The organism is Sphingomonas sp. G-3-2-10 (assembly GCF_012927115.1).
In the GTDB taxonomy this organism is placed as follows: domain Bacteria; phylum Pseudomonadota; class Alphaproteobacteria; order Sphingomonadales; family Sphingomonadaceae; genus Sphingomonas.
On the sequence record NZ_JABBFY010000001.1, the window covers coordinates 3112630 to 3135234 of the forward strand.

16 protein-coding genes are annotated in these 22605 nt (G+C 67.3%); 11 read left to right on the forward strand and 5 right to left on the reverse strand.

The genetic code is table 11. The annotated features are described in order from the left end of the window. Positions 1 to 4 precede the first annotated feature (4 nt). Positions 5 to 5773 (reverse strand): MG2 domain-containing protein, encoded by a 5769-nt coding sequence (locus HHL13_RS15650; RefSeq protein ID WP_169556531.1) that lies wholly within the window; start codon positions 5771 to 5773, stop codon positions 5 to 7. A 243-nt stretch (positions 5774 to 6016) separates the two neighbouring features. On the opposite strand from HHL13_RS15650, the gene HHL13_RS15655 reads away from it, so the two are divergent. From HHL13_RS15655 to HHL13_RS15675, 5 genes are all read left to right on the forward strand, one after another. Continuing rightward, a complete protein-coding gene (locus tag HHL13_RS15655; RefSeq protein WP_206376941.1) occupies positions 6017 to 7411 on the forward strand; it encodes a glycosyl transferase family protein in 1395 nt (464 codons plus the stop codon). Then, positions 7408 to 8436, forward strand: coding sequence for a hypothetical protein (locus HHL13_RS22570; RefSeq protein ID WP_240953727.1), 1029 nt, complete (start codon positions 7408 to 7410; stop codon positions 8434 to 8436). The genes HHL13_RS15655 and HHL13_RS22570 overlap by 4 nt, the downstream gene beginning before the upstream one ends. Positions 8437 to 8482: 46 nt before the next feature. Continuing rightward, complete coding sequence (locus HHL13_RS15665) at positions 8483 to 9397, forward strand: sulfite exporter TauE/SafE family protein (RefSeq protein WP_169556532.1); 915 nt, start codon at positions 8483 to 8485, stop codon at positions 9395 to 9397. Between the two features lies 1 nt (position 9398). Beyond that, a complete protein-coding gene (locus tag HHL13_RS15670; protein ID WP_169556533.1) occupies positions 9399 to 10163 on the forward strand; it encodes a TIGR02186 family protein in 765 nt (254 codons plus the stop codon). Positions 10164 to 10325: 162 nt separating this feature from the next. Further along, positions 10326 to 11993, forward strand: a complete 1668-nt coding sequence (locus HHL13_RS15675; protein WP_169556534.1) for a DUF87 domain-containing protein — start codon at positions 10326 to 10328, stop codon at positions 11991 to 11993. A 367-nt stretch (positions 11994 to 12360) separates the two neighbouring features. Here HHL13_RS15675 and HHL13_RS15680 read toward each other — a convergent pair whose 3' ends face one another. Next, positions 12361 to 13827, reverse strand: coding sequence for a M23 family metallopeptidase (locus HHL13_RS15680; protein ID WP_169556535.1), 1467 nt, complete (start codon positions 13825 to 13827; stop codon positions 12361 to 12363). A gap of 247 nt (positions 13828 to 14074) precedes the next feature. Between HHL13_RS15680 and HHL13_RS15685 the strand changes: the two genes are divergently transcribed. The 6 genes from HHL13_RS15685 to HHL13_RS15710 all read left to right on the forward strand — a co-directional run bounded on the left by HHL13_RS15685 (position 14075) and on the right by HHL13_RS15710 (position 19923). Beyond that, positions 14075 to 16552: a helicase-related protein gene (locus tag HHL13_RS15685; RefSeq protein ID WP_169556536.1), complete on the forward strand. Its 2478-nt coding sequence runs from the start codon at positions 14075 to 14077 to the stop codon at positions 16550 to 16552. Positions 16553 to 16563: 11 nt separating this feature from the next. Next, positions 16564 to 16827, forward strand: a complete 264-nt coding sequence (locus HHL13_RS15690; RefSeq protein ID WP_169557009.1) for a S4 domain-containing protein — start codon at positions 16564 to 16566, stop codon at positions 16825 to 16827. A 231-nt stretch (positions 16828 to 17058) separates the two neighbouring features. Continuing rightward, complete coding sequence (gene fdxA / locus HHL13_RS15695) at positions 17059 to 17397, forward strand: ferredoxin FdxA (protein WP_169556537.1); 339 nt, start codon at positions 17059 to 17061, stop codon at positions 17395 to 17397. A 275-nt stretch (positions 17398 to 17672) separates the two neighbouring features. After that, positions 17673 to 18206, forward strand: a complete 534-nt coding sequence (locus tag HHL13_RS15700) for a CarD family transcriptional regulator (protein WP_169556538.1) — start codon at positions 17673 to 17675, stop codon at positions 18204 to 18206. A gap of 115 nt (positions 18207 to 18321) precedes the next feature. Beyond that, entirely contained in the window at positions 18322 to 19083 is a 762-nt protein-coding gene (locus tag HHL13_RS15705) for a head GIN domain-containing protein (protein WP_169556539.1), read from the forward strand. Between the two features lie 144 nt (positions 19084 to 19227). Then, the gene (locus HHL13_RS15710) at positions 19228 to 19923 is read left to right on the forward strand and encodes a DUF2807 domain-containing protein (RefSeq protein WP_169556540.1); all 696 of its coding nucleotides are present in this window, start codon (positions 19228 to 19230) and stop codon (positions 19921 to 19923) included. Here HHL13_RS15710 and pdeM read toward each other — a convergent pair. Genes pdeM through HHL13_RS15725 form a run of 3 tightly spaced genes read right to left on the reverse strand, consistent with a single transcriptional unit; the run spans position 19920 to position 22535 of the window. Next, positions 19920 to 20582: a ligase-associated DNA damage response endonuclease PdeM gene (pdeM, locus tag HHL13_RS15715; protein ID WP_169556541.1), complete on the reverse strand. Its 663-nt coding sequence runs from the start codon at positions 20580 to 20582 to the stop codon at positions 19920 to 19922. The genes HHL13_RS15710 and pdeM overlap by 4 nt on opposite strands. Before the next feature lie 31 nt (positions 20583 to 20613). Further along, positions 20614 to 21066: a hypothetical protein gene (locus tag HHL13_RS15720; protein ID WP_169556542.1), complete on the reverse strand. Its 453-nt coding sequence runs from the start codon at positions 21064 to 21066 to the stop codon at positions 20614 to 20616. A 56-nt stretch (positions 21067 to 21122) separates the two neighbouring features. Next, the gene (locus tag HHL13_RS15725; protein ID WP_169556543.1) at positions 21123 to 22535 is read right to left on the reverse strand and encodes a M20/M25/M40 family metallo-hydrolase; all 1413 of its coding nucleotides are present in this window, start codon (positions 22533 to 22535) and stop codon (positions 21123 to 21125) included. Between the last annotated feature and the right edge of the window lie 70 nt (positions 22536 to 22605).

Sequence of the window (22605 nt, forward strand, 5' to 3'; positions counted from 1 at the left end):
ACACTCACCGTTGCGCCACGGTCACCGCCTGGTTGGGCACCTGCGAACGGATCTCGGGCGAATACATCGCCTCGACCCGGGTTGCCGGCAGGCTGAACGTGCCCGCCGCGTTCAGGCGCATCACGTAAGAGACGGTGAAGCTGCCGCGCGGGACCCAGCCGAAATAGGCGCGCCAATTGTCGCGTCCGCGCTCGATATAGCTCGGCTGCACGCCCGAACCCGATCCGGCCGCTTCGCCGAGCATCTGCGACTGGCCGCCGAGATTGCTGACGACCGTCGCACCCGCGGGCACCGGATCGCTGACGACCACCCAGTTGCGTTCGGCGCTGGCCTCGACCGTGATCGTCACCTTGATGACATCGCCGCGCGAGAGGGTGCCGGGCTTGAACGCCTGGATCACTTCGGTCGTCTTCGTCATCTTGTAACCGGCATGGAGCGGCTGGGTGAGCGGCACCGCCGCCTTGACCGAGACGAACGCCCAGGGGCCCGTTCCGCCCGACTGGGTCATCACCAGCGGGGTGCTGGCGGCGGGCAGCGCGAAGCTGAAGCTGCGCTCCGGCTCGGCCAACGGCCAGTTGCGCAGGATCGACTGGCCACCCAGCGTACCGTTGGTGACGCCGGCGATCGCTTCGGCGGGATAGAGCGCCATGAAGCGCCGCGCCGCGACCGTGCCCCAAGCATTGGCGGTGGTCGTGTCCCAATGGCCGCGCGTCTGGCGCATCGCCACGCCGACCATCATCTTGCCCGAGTCATTCTCCCAGCCGGGGCGGCCGAGCGTGACCAGCACGGCCTTCAGCGCGGCTTCGTCGTCCGACGACATCAGCCACCACGGGCTGTTGCCCTTGTCCGACAGGTCGACGCGGGTGCCTTCATAGACCAGGCGGGTGCGCAGCACCTTCTCTGCATCGGCGCGCAGCGCCGCGGCGTTGGCAAGGCCCGGAACCCGGTTCAGCCCGCCGATATAGTCGGCAAGCGTCGCAGTGGGCATGTCGGCCGGGGTGATACCGAGCTGGCCGAGCATCGCCGGCGTGGCGGCATTGTTGCGCGCCAATGCGGCGAAGGCCGCGACGCGCTGGAGCCGGACATCGCCATAATCCTCGCGGCGCAGGCGCCCATCGAGGACGGACTTGAGCGCTTCGATCATCTTGGCCTTGGGCGCGTCGGGCAAGGGCAGCCCGGCCTCGGCGGTGATCGACAGGATATAGGCGGTCAGCGCTTCCGATCCCGGCAGCGCATTGTTGGTGAAATAACGCGCCAGACCGTCGCCATCGAGATAGGCCGGCAGTTCGGATGCGATCAGCGTCCACGCCCCGCTATCCCCCGTCGCGATCGCACGCGACGTGCGCTGTTCGAGGCAATTATACGGATAGCGCGCCATATAGTCGCGCACCCCGGTGAGCGGCGGCGCGAGCGTATCGGCGAGCAGCACGTCGACCGAGCCGCGGCCCGGCAACGCCCCGGCGGGCGGCGCAATGGTGAAGCTGGTATTGCCGCCGACGCGGGCAAGCGTCGCGGCCCAGGTCTCGACCGGCACGGCGGGCACGACTTCCTGCGTCACCGTGACCCTGTCGACCGACTTGCCGTCGGCACTCTTCGCTTCGACCGTCCAGCTGAGATTGCCTTCATTGGCCGGGGCGGTGAGGTTCCACGCGACCGGCACCGCGCCGCCCGCCGGGATATCGACGGTGAGCGGATTGCCGGTGGCGACCTGCGGATCGAGCTTGACGGTCGCGGTGACCTTCATCGGCTTGTCCGAGCCGTTGCGCAGCGTGAAGGTCGCGCCGAACCGGTCGCCGGTGCGGACCAAGGGCGGGATGCCCGAGAAGATGCTGAGATCCTGCGCCGATCGGATCACCGCTTCGCCGGTGCCGAACTGCGCCGCGCCGTTGGTGGCGATCGCGACGAGGCGGAACGAGGTCAGCGCATCCGACAGCGGCACCTGCACCTTGGCACGGCCATTGGCGTCGAGATCGACCTTGCCCTTCCACAGCAGCACCGGCTGGAAATTCTCGCGGTTCAACCCCGAGAGATCGCCGCCGCCGCCACCGCCTGCCTCGACGGCCTTCTTGCCGTAGTGCCGCTTGCCGACGACCTGCATCTGCGCGGTCGAGGTGAGCACCGAGAGCGGGCGGCTGCCCATCATCGCGGTCAGCACGTCCCAGCTGTCGTTGGGCGAAAGCTGGAGCAACGCTTCGTCGACCGCGGCGAAGGCGACGTCGGCCTGCGCGGCGGGCTTGCCGTCGGGCGTCTTCACCTGGACCTCGACGGTCGCGGTGTCGCGCGCGGCATATTTCTCCTTGTCGGCCTTCACCGCGACGCCGAGGCGATGCGAATCCCAGCCGACCTTCACCTTGGCGATACCGACGCGGTAGCTCGGCTTGGCGAGATCGACCGTCGCGGTCGGCTTGCCGCCATCCTTGGAGAAGATGTTGGTGCCCCAGTCGCGCGCCATGTCCGCGCGCCAGGTCTGCCAGCCGTCGACGCGGCCGCGCACGGCCATGACCGAGACATAGACGTCGGGCGCATAGTCGCCCGGCATCGGCACCTCGATTACGGGATCGGTGCCGGTCAGGCCCACGACGAAGCTGTTGAGCACGCCTTCGCGCTCGACGGTGACCAGTGCGGTCGCTTCGCGGAACGGCATACGGACCTGGAATTTGGCGGTCTCGCCCGCCTTGTATTCCTGCTTCTCGGGAATGACGTCCATCCGGTCGCCATTGTCGCCGCCGAACCACCATTCGTCCTCGCCCGCCAGCCACACCGACTGGACCGCGCGCGCGACATTGCCGTTGGCGTCCTTGGCGGTGGCGACGGCATAGACTTCGCCCGACACGCCCGGATCGACCTGGCACGTGGCGAGGCCCTGCGCGTCGCTGGTCGCCGAGCAAGTCGCCGCCAGACGCGTGGTGCGCATCTGATTGTCATAGGCGTAGAAGCCACCGATCAGGCGGCGCCGCGCGGTCAGGATCTCGCGGCTGTACAGCTCGACCGAAATGGCCTGCCCCACGATCGGCTTGCCCGAGGTATCGAGCGCGACGAAGCGCAGGCGCAGATCGTCCTGCTTCATCAGCCAGCCATCGGTCTTCACGCCAAGCTGGATCGCCGAGCTGTAGATCGGGATACGCTTCGACGCGGTCAGGATCTCGCCGTTCGCGTCCTGATAATCCATCTCGACCACCATGTTGGTGGTGTCGGTGAGCGTCTGGGGCACGTCGATGCTGGTGCGCGCCGATCCTTCGGCGTTCAGCGTCGAGGGCAGCGTCTGGGTCGGCGGGAGCGTCGGCCCGGCATCATATTCCTCGTCATTGCCGTCGATCGGCTTGACGCCTTCGGTCATCGGCTGGCCGCCGAAGGTGTAGCCTTCATAGCCCGAGGGGGTGCGATAGCCGGGGAAATAGCCGACGCGGATCTCGACCGGCAGGTTCGACGCGCCGCCGCCCGCGAGATAGCCGACGAACAGGTCGAGCGGCACGCTGGCCGGGCGGACCAGCGCATCCTTCGGCCCGTTCACGCTCGCGCGCATCGTCGGCAGGCGATATTCGTCGATCTTGAACGACTGGTCGGTCCAGATCGTCTTCTCGTCGCCCGCCTTGTCCTTATAGACGACCTGCAGGTCGTAATCGCCCATCGGCGCGCCCTGCGGCGCGGTCCAGTCGGTCTCGCCATTGCCGTTGGCGTCGATCGTGACCGGCAGTTCGAACTTGGTGTCCGAACCGCGATGCGACAGGCGCAGCGTGCCGGTGATCGGGCTGCCCGCGCCGAAGCCCTTGGCCACCGGCTTGCGGACGATGTGCTTCATGTGGATCGCCTCGCCCTGACGGACGAGCGAGCGATCGAACACAGTGTGGAAAATCTCGCCCGCGGCTTCCCAGCCATAGGGCAGGTCGAAATCGGTCGGGCGGATGCCGTTGCCCCAGCTGGTAAGGTTGAAGCTGAAATCATCGGCCTTGCGCGCCGAGATCATCAGCGGATGCGCGCCGCCATCGTCGCAGCTTTCCCAGGTTTCGGGCTGAGGCAGCCCGGCAGGCACGCCGAGGCGGCCCGAGGCGTCGGTCTTGCCCTTGGCCAGCAACTGCCCGGTGCAGCTGTCGGTGATCTGGACGTCGGCTTCGCCCACGCCCGCGCCGCTGTCGAGCGCGGTCACCCAGACGAGCGAGCCTTCGCGACCCCATTTGAAATGGACCGACAGGTTGGTGACGAGCGCGCCGGCGGCGACATAGCGCGGCGCCTTGCGGCCGAGCAGCGCTTCGCCGAGGCGCGGGGACGCGATCTCGACGACATAGAAGCCTGGCTTGCCCAGATTGATGCCGACGACTTCGAATTCCTTGCCCGCGCTGGGCAGGCCGAACTGATAATTCGAGGCGCCCGCGACGCCGGCGAGGATCGACTTCGCACCCGTCTGGTTGATCCGCACGCTTTCCTTGCCGCGCTTGACCTCGTCGCTCTTGTAATCGTCGGCGTCGTCGATGGTGCGCAGCCATTTGGCGACATCGCCGTCGCTCTCGACCTTGAGCGTCTGGCCCGACAAGGCGAGGCGGCTGGTCGCCAGCTGTGGTTCCACGTTCCGGACGGTGACGGGCAGCGTGCCGCCTTCCTTCGCCTCGAGAATGCCGAAGGTCGCGGCGAACTTCACCAGCGGCGGCGGGGAATCGAAGCGCACCTCGAGCGGGAAGCGCTCGCCATTGCTCAGCTTGCGGCCGCTTTCGTCGGCGATGCCCGCGGGCAGGATCAGCTTCGCGGTCATGTCGGCGGGCAGCGGCGCCTTGAACTTCACGTCGCTGACATTGGCGTTGTTCTTGTCGCTGTCGTTCAGCGTCGGAGTCAGCTGCTTGCCATCGGGCAGGGTGATGCGGATCGCCTCGGCCTGCGCCTTGGGGATGGGCGAGGAGAAGCGGACCCAGGCTTCCTGCACCGGGCTGCACCCGGCCTGCGGATTGACCCGCGAGCATTCGAAGCGCGCGGTGAACGGCTTGCGCACGGTGAAGTCGAAGCGCTGATCGGCCCCGGCGAGGCGGCCGGTGGGGCTCTTGATGTCCTTGCCCCACATCAGCGCCATGTCCTTGCCCGCGGGCAGCGGACGGCCGCACTTCAGCGCGACGAGGCTCTGGGTCGCCTTCGCCCGGTCCTCGGGCTTGGCCGGGAGCGTCTGGGGCAAGCCGGCATCGGTCAGGAAGCTGCGCACTTCCCAGCGATCGGTGCCGAGATCGGTCAGCAGCTTGGCGGCCACGTCCGCGCCGAGCACCTCGACCGGGATCTTCTCGCCCACGCCGTCGACCGAGCAATAGGCGCCGGTGGCGACCGACGCGCGATCGACGCCCATGTTCGCGGCGACGAGGAAGACCTGATCCTCCTCGATCTCGCTGCCATAGCGGCTGGGCAGCACCGCGCGGGCGATCGGGCCGCCCGAATCGACGGTGAATTCGCGCTGGCCGGCCACGTCATAGCCCGACAGGGTCTTCAGCTTGTCGCGGAAGGCGAATTTGCAGGTGACGCCGCCGGGGAGCGGATTGGCGAATTCATAGACATAGGTCGTCTGATCGACCCAGCGGCCCTCGCCCGCGACCGGACATTCGACCTTGAACGGTCCCTCGGCGCGTGGATCGCCCAGCGGAACCATCGGATGGGTGAAGCGGACGGTAAAGCGCTCGATCGCGCCGTCGCCGATGCCGGGGGTGGCCATTTCGACCTGCGGGCTGTTGTCTCCGAACGCAGCGACCGCACCGATTGGCGCGAGCGCCAGAGCCAGCAACGCGACACGAGCACCGAGCTTCATGGCATCTTCCCCCTACAGGCAGCGCGTGACGATAGCCGCGCGCCCTGCCGTGTCCAGCGAACATTTTGGCGTCATGGTTCCCTTGCGGACATCGGGAACCGTTGCCGGACGCGGCGCCGGGGCCTCGTCCGATCATGGTCAATAGACTCCATAATGGACTGAATAGTCGGGCTAAGTCCCTGACGATCCTTGAACCTTCAGGAAGGCGAACGGATAGTCGCCCATCCGAATCGGAGGGGTCGCTTGGGGGCTGCGGCGTTCATCATCGCCGGCATCGATGCCGTTGCGCGCGAAGCGATGCTGTTCGCGGCGATCTGGTTCCTGATCGGCGGCCTCGACGATGCGATGGTCGATCTCGTCTACGGCTGGCGGCGGCTGCGGATCTGGTGGGCCGGTCCCCCAGAACAGGAGACCGTGACCGACGCGGCGGCGCCGGGGCGGATCGCGGTGTTCGTGGCGGCATGGGACGAATCCGATGTGATCGGCGACATGCTGCGCACCGCGCTCGCGCGCTTCGATTATCCCGACTACCGCATCTATATCGGCACCTATCCAAACGACCGAGCGACGATCGATGCCGTGGCCGGCGTCGCCGAGCATGATCGCCGGATACGGCTGGTGATCGGGCCGAAACCGGGGCCGACGACCAAGGCCGATTGCCTCAACGCCCTGTGGCGCGCGCTGCTGCGCGACGAAATCCGCGACGGCAGCAAGGTGCTGGCGGTGGCGCTCCACGATGCGGAGGATCTGGTCCACCCGCTCGAGCTGAGAGTCTTCGCGCATGAGCTGATGCGTCACGAGGCGGTGCAACTGCCTGTGGTACCACTGCGCAGCGCGGGGTCTCCGCTCGTCTCGGGACACTATCTCGACGAATTCGCGGAAGCACACGGGAAGCAGATGCTCGTGCGCCAGACTTTGCGCGCCGGGCTGCCCTTTGCCGGTGTCGGCTGCGCGATCCGGCGCGATATGATCGGGCGGATCGCCGAGGCGCGAGGCGGCGCGCCGTTTGATAAGGACAGCCTGACCGAAGATTATGAGCTTGGGCTGACCGTTTCGGCGATGGGTGGACGGACGGTCTTCGCGCGGATCTCTGAAACGGCCGGTGGGCCGCCGGTCGCGGTACGCGCCTATTTCCCCCATGAGTTCAAAGCCGCGTCCAAGCAGAAGGCGCGCTGGATGACAGGCATCGCGCTGGCGGGGTGGGACCGGACCGGTTGGGGCCGCGCAGGTGCGTTCGGCGATCACTGGATGCGGATGCGTGACCGGCGCGCGATCCTCGAAATCCCGGTGCTGGCGACCGCCTATCTGGCGCTGGTGATGTGGGTCACCTCGCTCGGCGCGCATCTGATCGCGAACTCTCCGACACCCGATTATCCAGCGTGGATCGGCTGGTTGCTGATCGTGAACTTCGCGCTGCTCGGGTGGCGGATCGCGGTGCGTGCGCTGTTCGTGGCGCGCGCTTATGGCTGGCGCGAAGCCTGCTGGGCGCCCGCGCGGCTGGCGGTTGGCAATGCCATCGCGCTGGCTGCGGCGCGGCGGGCGATCTTCGCCTATGTCCGGATGCTCGGCGGCTCCGTCCCGAAATGGGACAAGACCGCGCATCATTTCCCGGACGATCCCGAGCGCGCAGCCGCGTGACCGCCTTCGTCACCGGACGCGGCCGGCCGCTACGTTTCCTCGCGCTGGTCTGCGTCGTCTGGGTGGGCGTGCGGATCGCTTTCCTGTGGCTGCAGACCGGATCCCTGCCCGAAGCGATCCGCGAGTTCGTCCCGGCCGGCCTGCCGTCACTGCCGCCACGGGAGCCTCCCGAACCCGCGCCGGCCGCGAAGCATCGCCCGCCGCCCCTGCCCCGCACCGCTCCGGCGGCCCGCGCGGCCGCTCCGCCGAAGCCGCGCGCCGATCGCGAACGCCTCGAAATGGCGCTGCTCAGCACGATCCGGTTCGGCCCAGCCGAATATGTCGACAAGCCGCGCGCCGCCACGCCCTTCGCGCTGCCCGTACCGGCGGCGGTGGCGCAACAGCCGTTTCGCCCGATGGTCTCGCGCTGGTCGGGCAGCGCATGGCTGGTGGCTCGCCCGGGCAACGGCCTCGGCGCCGCGCCCGGCGGGCAGATCGGCGGCGGGCAAGCGGGACTGCGGATCGCCTGGCTGATCGACCCCGACCGGCGCATCGCATTGTTCGGACGCGCGGTGACACCGCTCCAGGGCAAGGGCCGCGAAGCTGCACTTGGCGTCGAATGGCAGCCCGGCCGCGCGCCGGTCCGGCTCGTCGCCGAATATCGCTTCGCCATCGACGGCGGGCGAAGCGGACCCGGCCTGGGGCTGGTCGCGGGCACCGACAGCCGCATCCCCGCCGGGTTCCGCCTCGAAACCTATGCGCAGGCCGGTGCGATCCGCCGCGACCGGATCGAACCCTATGCCGATGGCGCAGCCCGCGCGACACGCACCGTCGCCCATCTCGGCCCGGCCCGGCTGGCGCTGGGCGGCGGCGTATGGGGCGCTGCGCAACGCGATGCGCAGCGGCTCGATGTGGGGCCGTCGGCGACGCTGGAAGTGCCGCTTGCCGGACAGAATCTGCGCGTCGCGCTCGACTGGCGGCAGCGGGTCGCGGGCGACGCACGACCGGGTTCGGGATTGGCGCTAACCTTGGGAAGCGATTTCTGACGCGCCTGCCTTTTGCTGCACGGCAAGGCAGGGTATCGGCGAAGCCGTGGACCTGTACCTCCCCATCGCCAATCTCTCGGTCAATGCGCTGGTGATCGTCGCGCTGGGGCTCGGCGTGGGGTTGCTCTCCGGCATGTTCGGCGTGGGCGGCGGGTTTCTGACCACCCCGCTGCTGATCTTCTACGGCATCCCGCCGACCGTCGCCGCGGCATCCTCCGCCAGCCAGGTGACCGGCGCGAGCGTCTCGGGCGTGTTCGCGCATCTGCGCCGCGACGGGGTGGACATGCAGATGGGCGGCGTATTGGTCGCGGGCGGGGTGATCGGCAGTTTCGCGGGCGCGGGCATCTTCGCCTGGCTGCAATCGACCGGCGCGATCGATACGGTGATCGCGATCCTCTATGTCCTGATGCTCGGATCGATCGGCGGGCTGATGCTCACCGAATCGCTTCAGACGCTGCGGGCGCAGCGCGCCGGCGTCACGATCAGGGCGCGCAAGCGGCGGCATCATCCGATGATCGCGATGCTGCCCTTCCGCTGGCGCTTCTATCGTTCGGGCCTGTACATCTCGCCGCTCGCCCCGCTGATCCTCGGCTTCTTCACCGGCATATTGACGATGCTGCTGGGCGTCGGCGGCGGCTTCATCCTCGTCCCCGCGATGCTCTATCTGCTCGGCATGGGAACGCAGGTGGTGGTCGGCACGTCGCTGTTCCAGATCATGATCGTCACCGCCTGGGCGACGATGGTCCATGCGACCACCACCAAGGCGGTCGACATCGTCCTCGCCGCGCTGCTGCTGCTCGGATCGGTGGTCGGCGCGCAGCTGGGCGCGCGGATGGCGTCGAAGGCGCGGCCCGAGCATCTCCGCCTCGCGCTCGCGGTGATCGTGCTGCTGGTCGGCGCGCGCATGCTGCTCGGCCTCGCCTGGCGGCCGGACGAAATCTATTCGGTCGAGTTGTTGTGAGGTGAGGAAAGCTCTCGCCCTGCTCCTGATCGCCCCGCTGCTGCTGGGACAGGCCAAGCCGGTGCTGGTCCCCGACGTGTCGCAGCGCGACATCCAGATCGCCTATTCCTTCACCGGCGCGGACCTGCTGCTGTTCGGCGCGATCGTCTATCCCGGCGGCCGCGCCCCGGCCGAGGGCGACAAGCCCGCCGATATCGTGGTGGTGGTGAAGGGCCCGACGCAATCGGTGCTGGTGCGCGAAAAGGAGAAGGTGGCGGGCATCTGGGTCAATGCCGACCGGATGCGCTATCGTTCGGCTCCCAGCTTCTACGCGATCGCATCGTCGAAGCCGATCAGCCAGCTGGTCGATCAGCGCACCCGCGACATCTACGAACTCGGCGTCGACAGCCTGCAGCTCTCGCCCGCATCGGGCGCGGTGCCCGAGGTGCAGAAGCGGTTCGACGCGGGACTGGTCGATCTGCTCAAACGGCGCGGCCTTTATTACGAATCGCCCGGCACGGTGGAGATCACCGATGGCGTGCTGTATCGCGCGCGGCTGAACATCCCGGCGCGCGTGCCCGTGGGACGCTTCACCGCCGAGACCTTCCTGATTCGCGATGGCCGCGTCCTCGCCGCCGCGGTACGCCCGATCGACATCAGAAAGTCGGGATTCGAACGGTTCGTCGCGCGCTCCGCCGAACGCAATTCCATCCTCTATGGCCTTGTTGCGGTAGCGTTATCAGTCCTGTTCGGCTGGGGCGCAGGCGCGATCTGGCGGCGCTTTTGAAGGCTACGGCGCCGGCCCGCTCCCCCGCCCTGCCTCCCAAGGCATATCCTGGCGGGAAGCCGGGCGGGGGAGCGGGTCGGCGCCGTCGATAAGAGCCTTCAAACACACATATTCTTTACTCCTCGGGGCGCAATAAGGCCGACGGGCAACGGGGAGTTTCCGATGGAAGGCCAGTTCGGCGCGCGGGGTTTCGAAAACGCGGCGCCAGTTTCGGGAGAGAATTTTTCCCCGCCCGCGCATAGTCGCGTGATCGGCCGGGTGATCGAGATCGCCGGTTCGTCGAGCCAGGTGATGCTCGACGCTGCGGCGCTCGAAGCGCTGAGCACCAGCAGCGACGTCGCCGTGGCCCATGCCGGGCAGGTCGGCAGCCAGGTCAAACTGCGCGTCGGCAGCACCTGGCTGATCGCGAACGTCCGCGCTTTGAAGCTCGCCGATGACGGCCATATCGCGGCGCAGATCGATTTCCTCGGCGAAGGCGACGAAGAGAAGCTCACCGGCAAGCTCTACAAGTTCCGCCGCGGCGTCACCCGCTATCCCACGCCCGGAACCGAGGTGTTCCCCGTCTCGACCGCCGACCTCAAGCAGATCTACGCTGCGCAGGACATGGCCAATATCGAGATCGGCAATGTCTATCCGACCAAGGACATCCGCGCCGCGCTGTATATCGACGCGATGCTGGGCAAGCATTTCGCGCTGCTCGGATCGACCGGCACCGGCAAATCGACCAGCGCCGCGCTGATCCTCCACCGCATCTGCGACCTCGCGCCGCAGGGTCACATCGTGATGATCGACCCGCACGGCGAATATGGCAGCGCGTTCAAATCGAACGGTGCGCTGTACGACGTGTCGAACCTGCAGATGCCGTACTGGCTGATGAACTTCGAGGAGCATTGCGAAGTCTTCCTGACGACCGAGGGTTCGGCGCGTCAGGTGGATGCGGACATCCTCGCCAAGTGCATCCTTCAGGCGAAGCAGAAGAACCGGCTCGCCGCGGAAGTCGGCAAGCTGACCGTCGATGCGCCGATCCCCTATCTGCTGAGCGACCTGACCACGATCCTGCAGAACGAAATGGGCAAGATGGACAAGGCGACCGACACGGCGCCCTATCTCCGCCTCCGTTCCAAGATCGACGAGATCAAGGCCGATCCGCGCTACGCCTTCATGTTCTCGGGCATGCTCGTGGCGGACACCATGTCGCAGTTCCTGGCGCGCGTGTTCCGCCTGCCCGGCGACGGCAAGCCGATCTCGATCATCGACGTGTCCGGCGTGCCGAGCGAAATCACTTCGGTGGTGGTCGCGGTGCTCAGCCGCATGGTGTTCGATTTCGCGATCTGGTCGCGCAACGAGCCCAAGCGCCCGATCCTGCTCGTCTGCGAGGAAGCGCATCGCTACGTCCCCAACGAGCGCAACGCCGATGGATCGTCGGTCGGCCGCATCCTCAGCCGGATCGCCAAGGAAGGCCGTAAATACGGCGTCTCCCTCGGCCTGATCACCCAGCGCCCGTCGGATCTGGCCGAAGGCGTGCTTTCCCAGTGCGGCACGATCCTGTCGATGCGCCTGAACAACGAACGCGACCAGGCCTTCGTGAAGGCGGCGATGCCCGAAGGCGCGCGCGGCTTTCTCGATTCGATTCCCGCGCTGCGGAACCGCGAATGCATCGCGGTGGGCGAAGGCGTGGCGACGCCGATCCGCCTGCTGTTCGATAATCTCGACGAGAATAAGCGCCCGGCCTCGGCCGATCCGCTCTTCTCGCAGCTGTGGCGCGAGACCGGCGGCGAGGAAGGTATCCTCGAGCGCACGATCAAACGCTGGCGTTCGCAGGGGAAGTAATTCTTCTTCCTCCCCCTCCGCCTGCGCGAGGGGTCGGGGAGGGACTGTGCTGCGGGGGGAGGAAAGGCCCAGCCCAGGTTGATCGACAGTCGCGGTCTGGGCGGAGATTGCGTGTGTCGTTCAAAAACAGGCACTTGGGACAGTGCTGGTTGACACGGTTGACACCAATATCGCGAAAAACCGGCTTCCCGCGAAAAATGAGGCTTACGACAAGTCAAAGAGCGGCGGGTGTTCCCCCGGCCTCCCCAGCCAAGCAGCCGAAATCCTACATTGCAAGCTGCGACCGGCCATCGCCGACCGGATAGACCGGCCCTGACCCGTATCGACATTCAGCCAGGCATCTCCCGGAGCGGGAGGGGAATTTCGACTATTCGTCGTCGTCGCGCGAGCCGCCGACCGGGACTGCCATCAGGCGGCCAAGCCGCGAGCGGAGCGTGGCGAGATCGTTGCCGCCAAGCTGCTGCACCACCGAGAAACTGACCGAGCGCGGGTTCACCGCCACGCCATTGCGGTACAGCTCGTAATGGAGGTGCGGGCCGGTCGACATGCCGGTCGATCCGACCGCGCCGATCTGCTGGCCCTTGCGCACGCGCTGGCCCGAACGGACAAGGATGCGGCTCAGATGGCCATAGCCGGTGCCATAGCCGCCCGCATGGTTGAGCTTGATGAAATTGCCATAGCCGCTCGAACGGCCGGCGATCACCACCACGCCGTCGGTCGCGGCATAGACCGGCGCGCCCCACGGCGCAGCCACGTCGAGACCCTTGTGCATCCGGGCATAACCCAGGATCGGGTGGCGGCGCATGCCGAAGCCCGAGGAAATACGGCCGGCGGCAGGCATCGCCATCATGCCGGTCTTCGCGCCGCGGCCCGATCCGTCGAACCAGCTGTCGCGCCCGTCGACTTCCATGCGCACCAGCTGCATCTGGTTCGAGCATCCCGCAACGCCGGCATAGAGAAGATTGCCCATCTTCACTTCGCCGGTGGCGGCGCGGGCCTGCTCGACGATGATGTCGAACTTGCAGCCCGAGCCGATGCGGCCGACGGGAATGCGAGTGTTGACCGAGCGGATATAGGCTTCGACTGCCTTGGCCGGGGCACCGGCCGCGCGGGCCGAGCGATAGAGGCTGGGGCCGAACGCGCCCTGGATGCGCAGCGGGGTATTGTCGATCGCGATCGGCGTCTGGATCAGCGCCAGCTCGCCATTGTTGCGCACGACCTTGACGCTCAGGTCGAAGCGGGCACGGAACTCGACTTCCTTGAGCGGTCGCGGCTGCGACTTGTTCTCGCGACGGCCCAGGGTGATGTCGAGCGGGGTGCCGACAGGAATATCGGCCAGCGTGATCGCATCGCCGAGCAGATCGACTACGCGGTCGGCGTCGCCGCCGCCGACTCCGGCGCGCTGGAGCGCGCCCATCAGCGTGCCGCCCGAAGCGAGCTTGGCGACGGTATTGATCTCCGGGCGCTCGGGCGTGTCGCTCAGCGGCGCAACCAGGCCGGTCGCGGCCATGTGACGCCCGCTCTTGGCGCCCTGCGCCAGCGGCGCGATCGCCTGAGCCTTGGCGGCTTCGCGTTCGGCGCCCTGCAGCGCGGCGGGCACATAGCCGTAGATCGGGTTCTCGAAGCCGGGCGAAGCAAGGAATGTCAGCGCGCACAGACCGATGCAGGTGGCGGCGCCGCGGAACCAGGTGACCGAACCGATCCGCGAACCGAGGTCCGGCGTGAAATCGAAATCGGCGAAGCGCGACTTTGCGGCAGGTGCAGGGGCAGCCGCATACGGAATCGCAACCGATCCGCCGCCGACATCCAGCTCATGGTCATTGCGCAGGAACAAGGCGCGCTGCCCCCAAAAGTCGTCAGTGATGCCGACACCCCCGGCACGGGTGCGATCACTGTGTAAGGCAGGGTTTAAAGTCAAATTAAGTAGCCCCTTGGGCGCGCTCCCGTGCGACGACTTGTGCCACAGCAAAGATGAAGGGAAGCTTTCACCAAATTCGCTAACCAATCTCATATGCTTAGAGCGATTCGGCAACAGAGGGGTGTTGCGTAAGGGACGACTCGGAACGATGTTCCGCTTAGTTATGAGTCGGTTCGCGCGTTCTCCCGTCACTGCGGTCCTTGGTCCCACCAACACCGGCAAGACCCATCTCGCGGTCGAGCGGATGTGCGGTCATGCCAGCGGCATGATCGGCTTCCCGCTGCGATTGCTGGCGCGCGAAGTCTATGACCGGGTGGTGCGGATCAAGGGCGCGGAGCAGGTCGCCTTGATCACCGGCGAAGAGAAGATACTACCGCCCAAGGCGCGCTGGTTCCTGTGCACCGCGGAATCGATGCCGCTGGAGCGGGAAACGGCGTTCGTCGCCCTCGACGAGGCGCAGATCGGCGCGGATCCCGAGCGCGGGCATGTCTTCACCGACCGGCTGCTGCGTGCGCGGGGCCGCGAGGAGACGATGATCCTCGGTTCGGATTCGCTGCGCCCGATGCTCAAGGCGCTGGTCCCCGATGCCGAGATCGTCGGGCGGCCGCGCTTCTCGACGCTGAGCTATGCCGGGGCGAAGAAGATTTCCCGCCTGCCGCGCCGTTCGGCGATCGTCGCGTTCAGCGCCGAGGAAGTCTATGCCGTGGCCGAGACGCTGCGCCGGCTGCGCGGCGGCGCGGCGGTGGTGATGGGCGCGCTTTCCCCCCGCACCCGCAACGCGCAGGTCGAGATGTTCCAGGCCGGCGAAGTCGATTATCTCGTCGCCACAGACGCGATCGGCATGGGGCTGAACATGGACGTCCACCATGTCGCCTTCGCCAGCCTCCACAAGTTCGACGGGCGCCGCCAGCGCCGCCTGACCATCGCCGAGATGGCGCAGATCGCCGGGCGGGCGGGGCGGCACCAGAAGGACGGGAGCTTCGGCGCGCTAAACGAACAGGGGCCGGACAGCTTCACGCCCGAGGAAGTGCTGGCGATCGAAGCGCATCAGGTGCCGCGGCTCGAGCATCTCTACTGGCGCGAAGGGGAGCCCGATTTCGCCAGCATCGAGGATCTGATCGGCAGCCTGGAGCGCAAGCCCGACAGCCCCGTGTTGCGCGCCGCGCCCGAAGCAGTCGATCTCGCCGTGCTCAAGCGGCTGGCGGGCGAGGACTGGGTGCGCCAGCGGGTGCGCGATCCGCGCATGGTCGCGCGGCTCTGGTCGGCATGCGGCCTGCCCGATTTCCGCAAGCTGGGCGCCGACCCCCATGCCCGCTTCGTCGGGCGCATCTTCGGCCATCTGAGCGAAGGGCGCGGCCATATCCCGCACCAATGGTTCGCCGACGAGATCGCCCGGCTCGACAATATGGGCGGCGATGTCGAGACGCTGGCCGGGCGGATCGCCGCGGCGCGCAGCTGGGCCTATATCGCCCATCGCGCCGACTGGCTGGAGAACCCGTTCCACTGGGCCGAGCGCACCCGCGCGATCGAGGAGAAACTGTCCGACGCGCTCCACGCCAGCCTGACCCAGCGCTTCGTCGACAAGCGGACCACGGTGCTGCTGCGCCAGATCGGCGCGGACGCGTCGAACCTGCCGGTCGAGATCGGGCCCGAGGGCGAAGTCAGCGTCGAGGAGCATGTGCTGGGGACGCTGGAGGGATTTCGCTTCACGGTGACGCCCGACGCTCGCGCCAGCGACAAGAGGATGCTGCTGGCGGCAGCGGAGAAACGGCTGGCGAGCGAATTGCGCAAGCGCGGCGCAGCGTTGCTGGAGGCGGAGGACCGCGAACTGTCGTTCGACGGGCAAGCGCTGGTGTGGCGCGGCGTCGCGGTCGCCCGGCTCACCCCCGGGCCCAGCCTGGTCCGTCCGAAGATCCTGCTCGACCGCGCCCTGGACGTGCTCGACGCGCAGGCGCGATCGGCGATCCAGGCGCGGCTCGACCGCTGGTTTGCGGCGCATCTCGCGCGCCATCTGCCGGTGCTCGCCAAGCTCGACGCCGCGACCCGCGACCCGCAAGCCGGGGCGCCGCTGCGCGCCATCGCAGGCGCGCTGATCGAAGCGGGCGGGCTGTTGCCGCGCCGCGCAGCGGGGCAGATGGTCGAAGCGCTCGATCCGCAGGCGCGCAAGGCGCTGCGCGCGATGGGCGTCACCATCGGGACGCTCGACCTGTTCGCCCCGGCCCTGCTCAAGCCCGCCGCGGCGCGCTGGCGGCGGATGCTGATGGGTCTTGGCGTGGCGCCGCGCGACGGGGCGACGGTGTTGCCGCGCAATGCGCCGGGTGCCGGCCTCGATCATGGCTACCGGCCGCTGGGCGCGCAGGCGGTGCGCGTCGATCTGGTCGAGCGCATCGCCCGCGCCGCCCATGACAGCAGGAGGGGCCGCAAGCCCTTCGCCCCCGATCCGGCGCTGGCCACGTCGATGGGGCTTCAGCCCGAGACGTTCGCGCGGCTGATGGCGCAGCTCGGCTTCCGCACCGCGCGCGGCGCCGAGGGACAGCCGCCACGCTGGATCTGGCAGGGCCTGACGCCACAGGCCGCGCCCAAGGCCGCGCCGAAGGACAATGCCTTCGCCGCGCTGGCCGAACTCGGGATCGGCAAGTGAGCGGCGAGACGATGCGGATCGACCGCTTCCTGTGGTTCGTCCGGCTGGCGAAGACGCGCAACTGGGCGCAGGATCTGGCCGAGGGCGGTCGTCTGCGCATCGACGGCCGCCGCATCGATCGCGCCCATGCGCCGGTGCGCGTGGGGAATATCATCGCGTTCGTCGGGCACGACCGGCGGGTGAAAGTGATCCGCGTCGAAGCGCTTCCCGCCCGTCGTGGACCACCGGCGGAAGCCCAGGCCTGCTATCAGCAACTCGTAACCGGCGAGTCCTGAGCCGTTTCAGCGTTGCCGAAACGGGGCCCGCACCGGCCCGCTCCCCCATCGGGCCACCCGACGGAAGGCTATTCTATGGGTGGCCGGGTGGGGGAGCGGGCCGGTGCCGACACGGCATAGCCGACAAGACGCTAAAGCTGAGAACGTCTCGCAGGAAGGTCCTATTGATTGACGCGTCGGAATCGCAGGCATAGCAGGAGCCTGATTTTCGCGCTTTAGGGGCCTTTCTCCATGACCTACGTCGTCACCGATGCCTGCATCCGCTGCAAGTATATGGACTGCGTCGAGGTGTGTCCGGTCGACTGCTTCTATGAAGGCGAGAACATGCTCGTCATCAATCCCAGCGAGTGCATCGATTGTGGCGTGTGCGAGCCCGAATGCCCCGCCGAGGCGATCCTTCCGGATACCGAGAACGGCCTGGAAAAGTGGCTGGAGCTCAACAAGACCTATTCGGAGGAATGGCCGAACGTGACCCAGAAGGGCGACGTTCCCGCCGATGCCGACGAAATGAAGGACGTGAAGGACAAGTTCGAGAAGTTCTTCTCGCCCGAGCCCGGCACCGGCAGCTGATCCGCGCGCGCTCGCGGCGCGCCCCCGATCCGGTCGAATCCTCCGAGGCCCGGCGATAAATCCGCCGGAATGCGCAGATTTCTGTGTGTATCAGCGTCGTAACGCTGGTAATTTTATTGCAATCGTGTTAAATACCCTGAGACGGAGGTAGATTCGCCCTCCGCCCGGAGAACGCAATACATATGCCCCGTTCAGCAAGCTCGCCGCGCCTGCCGCGTCCGGGCTTTGCCGCATTCACCCGGGGCCTGTAAATTCACGGAAAGGCTGTACGCATTATGGCTGCCAAGGCGCTGTCCTTCGACGTCGGCGATTATGTCGTTTACCCCAAGCACGGCGTTGGCCGTGTGATCGAGCTTCAGAAACAGGAAATCGCGGGCATGCAGCTTGAGCTGTATGTGCTGCGCTTCGAAAAGGAAAAGATGACCCTGCGCGTTCCGACCAACAAGGCGGAAAGCGTCGGCATGCGCAAGCTCTCCAGCGACAAGACGCTTCGCGAAGCGCTCGACACGCTCAAGGGCAAGCCCAAGGTCAAGCGCACCATGTGGTCGCGCCGCGCCCAGGAATATGAAGCGAAGATCAATTCGGGCGACCTCGTGTCGATCGCCGAAGTGGTCCGCGACCTGTTCCGCGCCGACGACCAGCCCGAGCAGAGCTATTCGGAGCGCCAGATCTTCGAAGCGGCCGCGAGCCGCCTCGCCCGCGAACTCGCGGCGATGGAAGAGATTGACGAGCCGGCCGCGCTCGAAAAGCTCCTGGAAATCCTGCGCAAGGCCGCGGTGACCTGGAACAAGGACAAGGTGCCCGCATAAGCGCGGTTTCACCGGACTTTCCGGAAAGGGGCGACGGAGCGATCCGCCGCCCCTTTTCTTTGCCCGCGAACAAGTGTATTGGTTATGCAATACAGTTGAAACGGGAGGATCGACCATGCGCATTCTGCTTCTCGCCGCCGCGCTCGTGCCGCTGGCCGGCTGCCATGCGAGCTGGGATCATGACGGCGCGAGCCAGGGCAACGGCACCAGCCATGCCAGCCGCGACGCGATTCCGGCGCAGGGCACCGGCGGCGCGCGCACCTTCGCCGCGAAGGACTTCACCGAAGTCGAGCTGTTCGGCCCCGACAATGTCGACGTGAAATACGGCGAAACCTTCTCGGTCCGCGCCGAGGGCGATGCGAAGATGCTCGACGAACTCGACATCACCGTCCGCAACGGCACGCTGCGCATCGGCCGCAAGAGCCAGGGCTGGGGCTGGAACCGGTCGGACGGCGCCGCGGTGCGCGTGACGGTGACCCTGCCCAAGCTGACCGGCGCCAAGCTGACCGGATCGGGCGACCTGAACGCCGACAAGGGCGAAGGCGATTTCGACGCCGAACTGACCGGTTCGGGCAATCTGACCATCGCGGCGCTGACCGGCGGCAATGTCGATCTCGAAGCGACCGGATCGGGCGACATCAAGATCTCGGGCACCGCGACCCGCATCGAAGCCGATGTGATGGGATCGGGCGACATCGACGCGCGCGGCCTCGCGGCGACCGCCGCCAAGGTCGACATCATGGGATCGGGCAGCGTCTATGGCACGGTCAAGGGCGAGGCGAAGGTCTCGATCATGGGATCGGGCGACGCCGAGCTGAGCGGCGGCGCGAAGTGCAACAGCAGCATCATGGGGTCCGGCGAAGCCAAGTGCAGCTGACAGGTCCTTGATTTGGGCGGTGCCGGCCCGCTCCCCCACCCGGCCACCCACGAGCGTAAACAGTTTGGGTGGCCGGGTGGGGAGCGGGCCGGCACCGTTTGCGCAAGTCATTGCGCCGAAAACCACGAAGTGCGAGTCTGCGGCATGCGCTGGCTCGCCTCCCTGTTTCTGTTCCTGCTGACGGCGTCGGCCGCGCCGGACGAGAAAACGTTCCTTGTCTCCGGCTTCGACCGCGTCCGCATCGACGGGCCATTCGAAGTCGAAGTCCGGACCGGATCGACCCGCGCGGTCGCGATCGGCGATACCAAGGCGCTTCAGCGGCTGTCGCTGCGCGTCGATGGCGGAACGCTGGTCGTCAGCGCGGGCGCCGAGGGCTGGACGCAGCCGACCGGCCAGCAGATCGCCACGCCCCGGATCATCGTCGCCACCCCTGCCCTGCGCGCCTTGCTGGTCAATGGCGGCGGGCGGGTGCGCGCCGCGGCGATGAAGGGTGCGCGAGTCGAGATCGGACTGAACGGCGGCGGCACGGTGACGGTCGGCGCGATCCAGACCGAGGACCTCAACGTCACGCTGAGCGGCACCGGCGCGATGACGCTGGGCGGCACGGCGCGGCGCGCGCGCATCCGGTCGAACGGCGCGGGCGGGATCGACGCGAGCGGCCTGACCGCCGGAGACGCCACCTTATTGTGGGAAAGCGCCGGCGGCCTCAGGATCGGCGTGCGCTACACCAGCCAGATCTTCGCTATGGGCCTCGGCACGGTGCAGATCCTCGGCACGCCCGAATGCCGGATCAGCGGCAATGGCCCGGTGCTATGCCAAGGCAAAGTGGTTCGGCGCTAGGCAGCAATCGGGAAGCGCAGCAGCTTCCCTTCGACCGCAATCAGCGCCTGCGCGTCCGGACCCACTGCGCGAACGATCTCCGGATGGTGCGCATCCAGCCCCCCGGTCAGCGCCCCGAACGCCGGCAGGATCAGCTTGGTCCGCGTCGCGACGAAGCAGCGCCGCGCAACGCTGCGCCCGCGCACCTGCACGCGCAGCTTGGGGTGGAAATGCCCCGAAAGCTCCGGCCGCACCTCGCGCGGATCGGCTTCGTGGCGCAGCAACAGGCCTTCGACTTCGGCTTCCTCATGGATCGTGCCGCCGAACGGATCGTCGAGCGCCACATCATGGTTGCCGGTGATCCAGCGCCAATCGAGCCGCGCGGTCAGCCCAAGCAGCAGGTCGCGCGCGGCTTCGGGCAAGCGTTCGGCGCCGCCCGAATCGTGGAAGCTGTCGCCGAGGCACCACAGCTCTGCCGCGCCGGTACGGTCCGCCAGATCGGCGACCGCGCTCAATGTCGCAATCGAATCATAGGGCGGTAGCATCTGCCCGCGCGCGGCGAACCAGCTGGCTTTCTCGAAATGGAGATCGGCGACGAGCAAGGCGCGCCGCGCCGGCCAGTAGAGCGCGCCCTGAGGCAGCGCCATCAACTCGTGGCCAGCGAACGAAAGGGGAACCATTTCCCCGCTATCGTCGCCGCTACCGCTCACGTCAACAGCGCTGGATCGGCACCGCGCGGCCATTGATCGTCAGTACGCCATGCTTCTGATCAGTGCGCGACACGGTGTAGCGCAATTGCTCAGGCGATTTCAGCTTTTCGACTCCGCCATATTCGCTGTCCAGTGCGACGCGCTCATGGATCGTTTCGGTCACGGTATCGCCGTCGAGCTTCCACGTGCCGATATTGCCGGCATTCTCCAGCCGCCCATCGGCTTCGTAAGTGACGACCAGATCGGTCGAGCATTCGCCGGCGAACGACCAGGTGCCGATCATCCAGCTCGCCAGGTCACCCGCGGGCGCCATGCTGTTCCCATCCGGCTCACCGGTAGGCGGTGCATTGGGCGCAGTGGGCGTCACCGCTTCGTTCTTCGGCTGGGGGGCCTGTTCCTGACACGCGGACAGGGCAACCAGAACCGTCGCCGCCAGCAGAACCCGCTTCACCATGATCCCCACTCCCTTGCCGCCCGTCTAACCGATCGGGACGGCGCGCGGTAGACGGATCAGGCGGCCTCGACCTGCTTCGCCTGTGCCATTTCGCCCAGTCCGCCAAGGATTCGCACCCAGCTGCGCATCCCCTTGTGGAAGCTTTTCAACTCGTATTTCTCGTTGGGCGAATGGATATTGTCGTCGGCCAGCGCGAAGCCGACCAGCACCGTATCCATGTCGAGGATCGAGCGGATCGAAGTCACCACCGGGATGCCGCCGCCGCAGCCGATCAGCGCCGCCTTGCCCCATTCTGCATCGAGCGCGCCGCGCGTCGCCGCAACCGCCGGGCTGTCGCTCGGCACGGTCACCGCCGGGCTGCCGGGGCCACGCGAGGTGAAGACGGCTTCGCAATCGGCGGGAAGCCGGTCGCGGACATGACGTTCGAACGCCGCCCACACCTTGTCCGGATCCTGCCGCCCGACGAGACGGAAGCTGATCTTGGCATGCGCTTCGGCCGGGATCACCGTCTTGAAGCCTTCGCCGGTATAGCCGCCCCAGATGCCGTTCACTTCGGCGGTCGGCCGCGCCCAGATCTGTTCCAGCGCGTCCGTGCCCGCTTCGCCCGCCGGCACGCGCAGCCCGACATCGCCAAGGAATTCGGCATCGTCGAAGCCGAGCGCGTCCCACGACTGACGCACCCCGGCGGGCACCGGATCGACGCCATCGTAGAAGCCGTCGAGCGTCACGCGGCCGTCCTTGTCCTTCATCTCGCCGAGGATCGTCGCGAGCAGCTGGATCGGGTTGCGCGCCGCCCCGCCATACAGGCCGGAGTGGAGATCGCGCCGCGCCGCCTTGATCGTCACTTCGCCCGCGGCCATGCCGCGCAGGCCGATGGTCAGGCCGGGCGTGTCGGCATCCCACATCAGCGTGTCGCAGATCAGCGCGAAATCGGCCTTCAGCTCTTGGGCATGTTCGCGCAGGAACGGCTCGAGGCTGACCGAACCCGATTCCTCCTCGCCTTCGAACAGGATCGTGACCTTGCACGGCAGCGCGCCCGTGGTTTCCTTCCAGGCGCGGCACGCCTCGACAAAGGTGCGCAGCTGGCCCTTGTCGTCGCTGGCGCCGCGGCCGACGATGATCTCGCCGCCATTCGCGCCATCCTCGAGCGAGGGATCGAACGGATCGCGCCGCCACAGCTCGATCGGATCGACCGGCTGGACGTCGTAATGGCCATAGAACAGCACATGAGGGCCGGGTCCATCATGATGCGCCACCACCATCGGATGCCCCGGCGTCTGCGCCACACGCGCGTCGAAACCGATATCGGACAGCTCGGCGGCGAGCAGCGCGGCGGCCTTCTGGCATTCCCGGGCATAAGCGGGGTCGGTCGAAACCGACTGGACGCGCATCAGCGCAAAGAGGCGTTCGAGCGTGTCGTCGAGATGCGTCTCGATATAATCGAGCGCTGCGGTGTCGCTGTTTTTCATCGCCGGGAAATAGGCCTCACGACGGGGGCGAACAACCCCGCTTGCCTCCGCACGACGCTTGATCCACCAC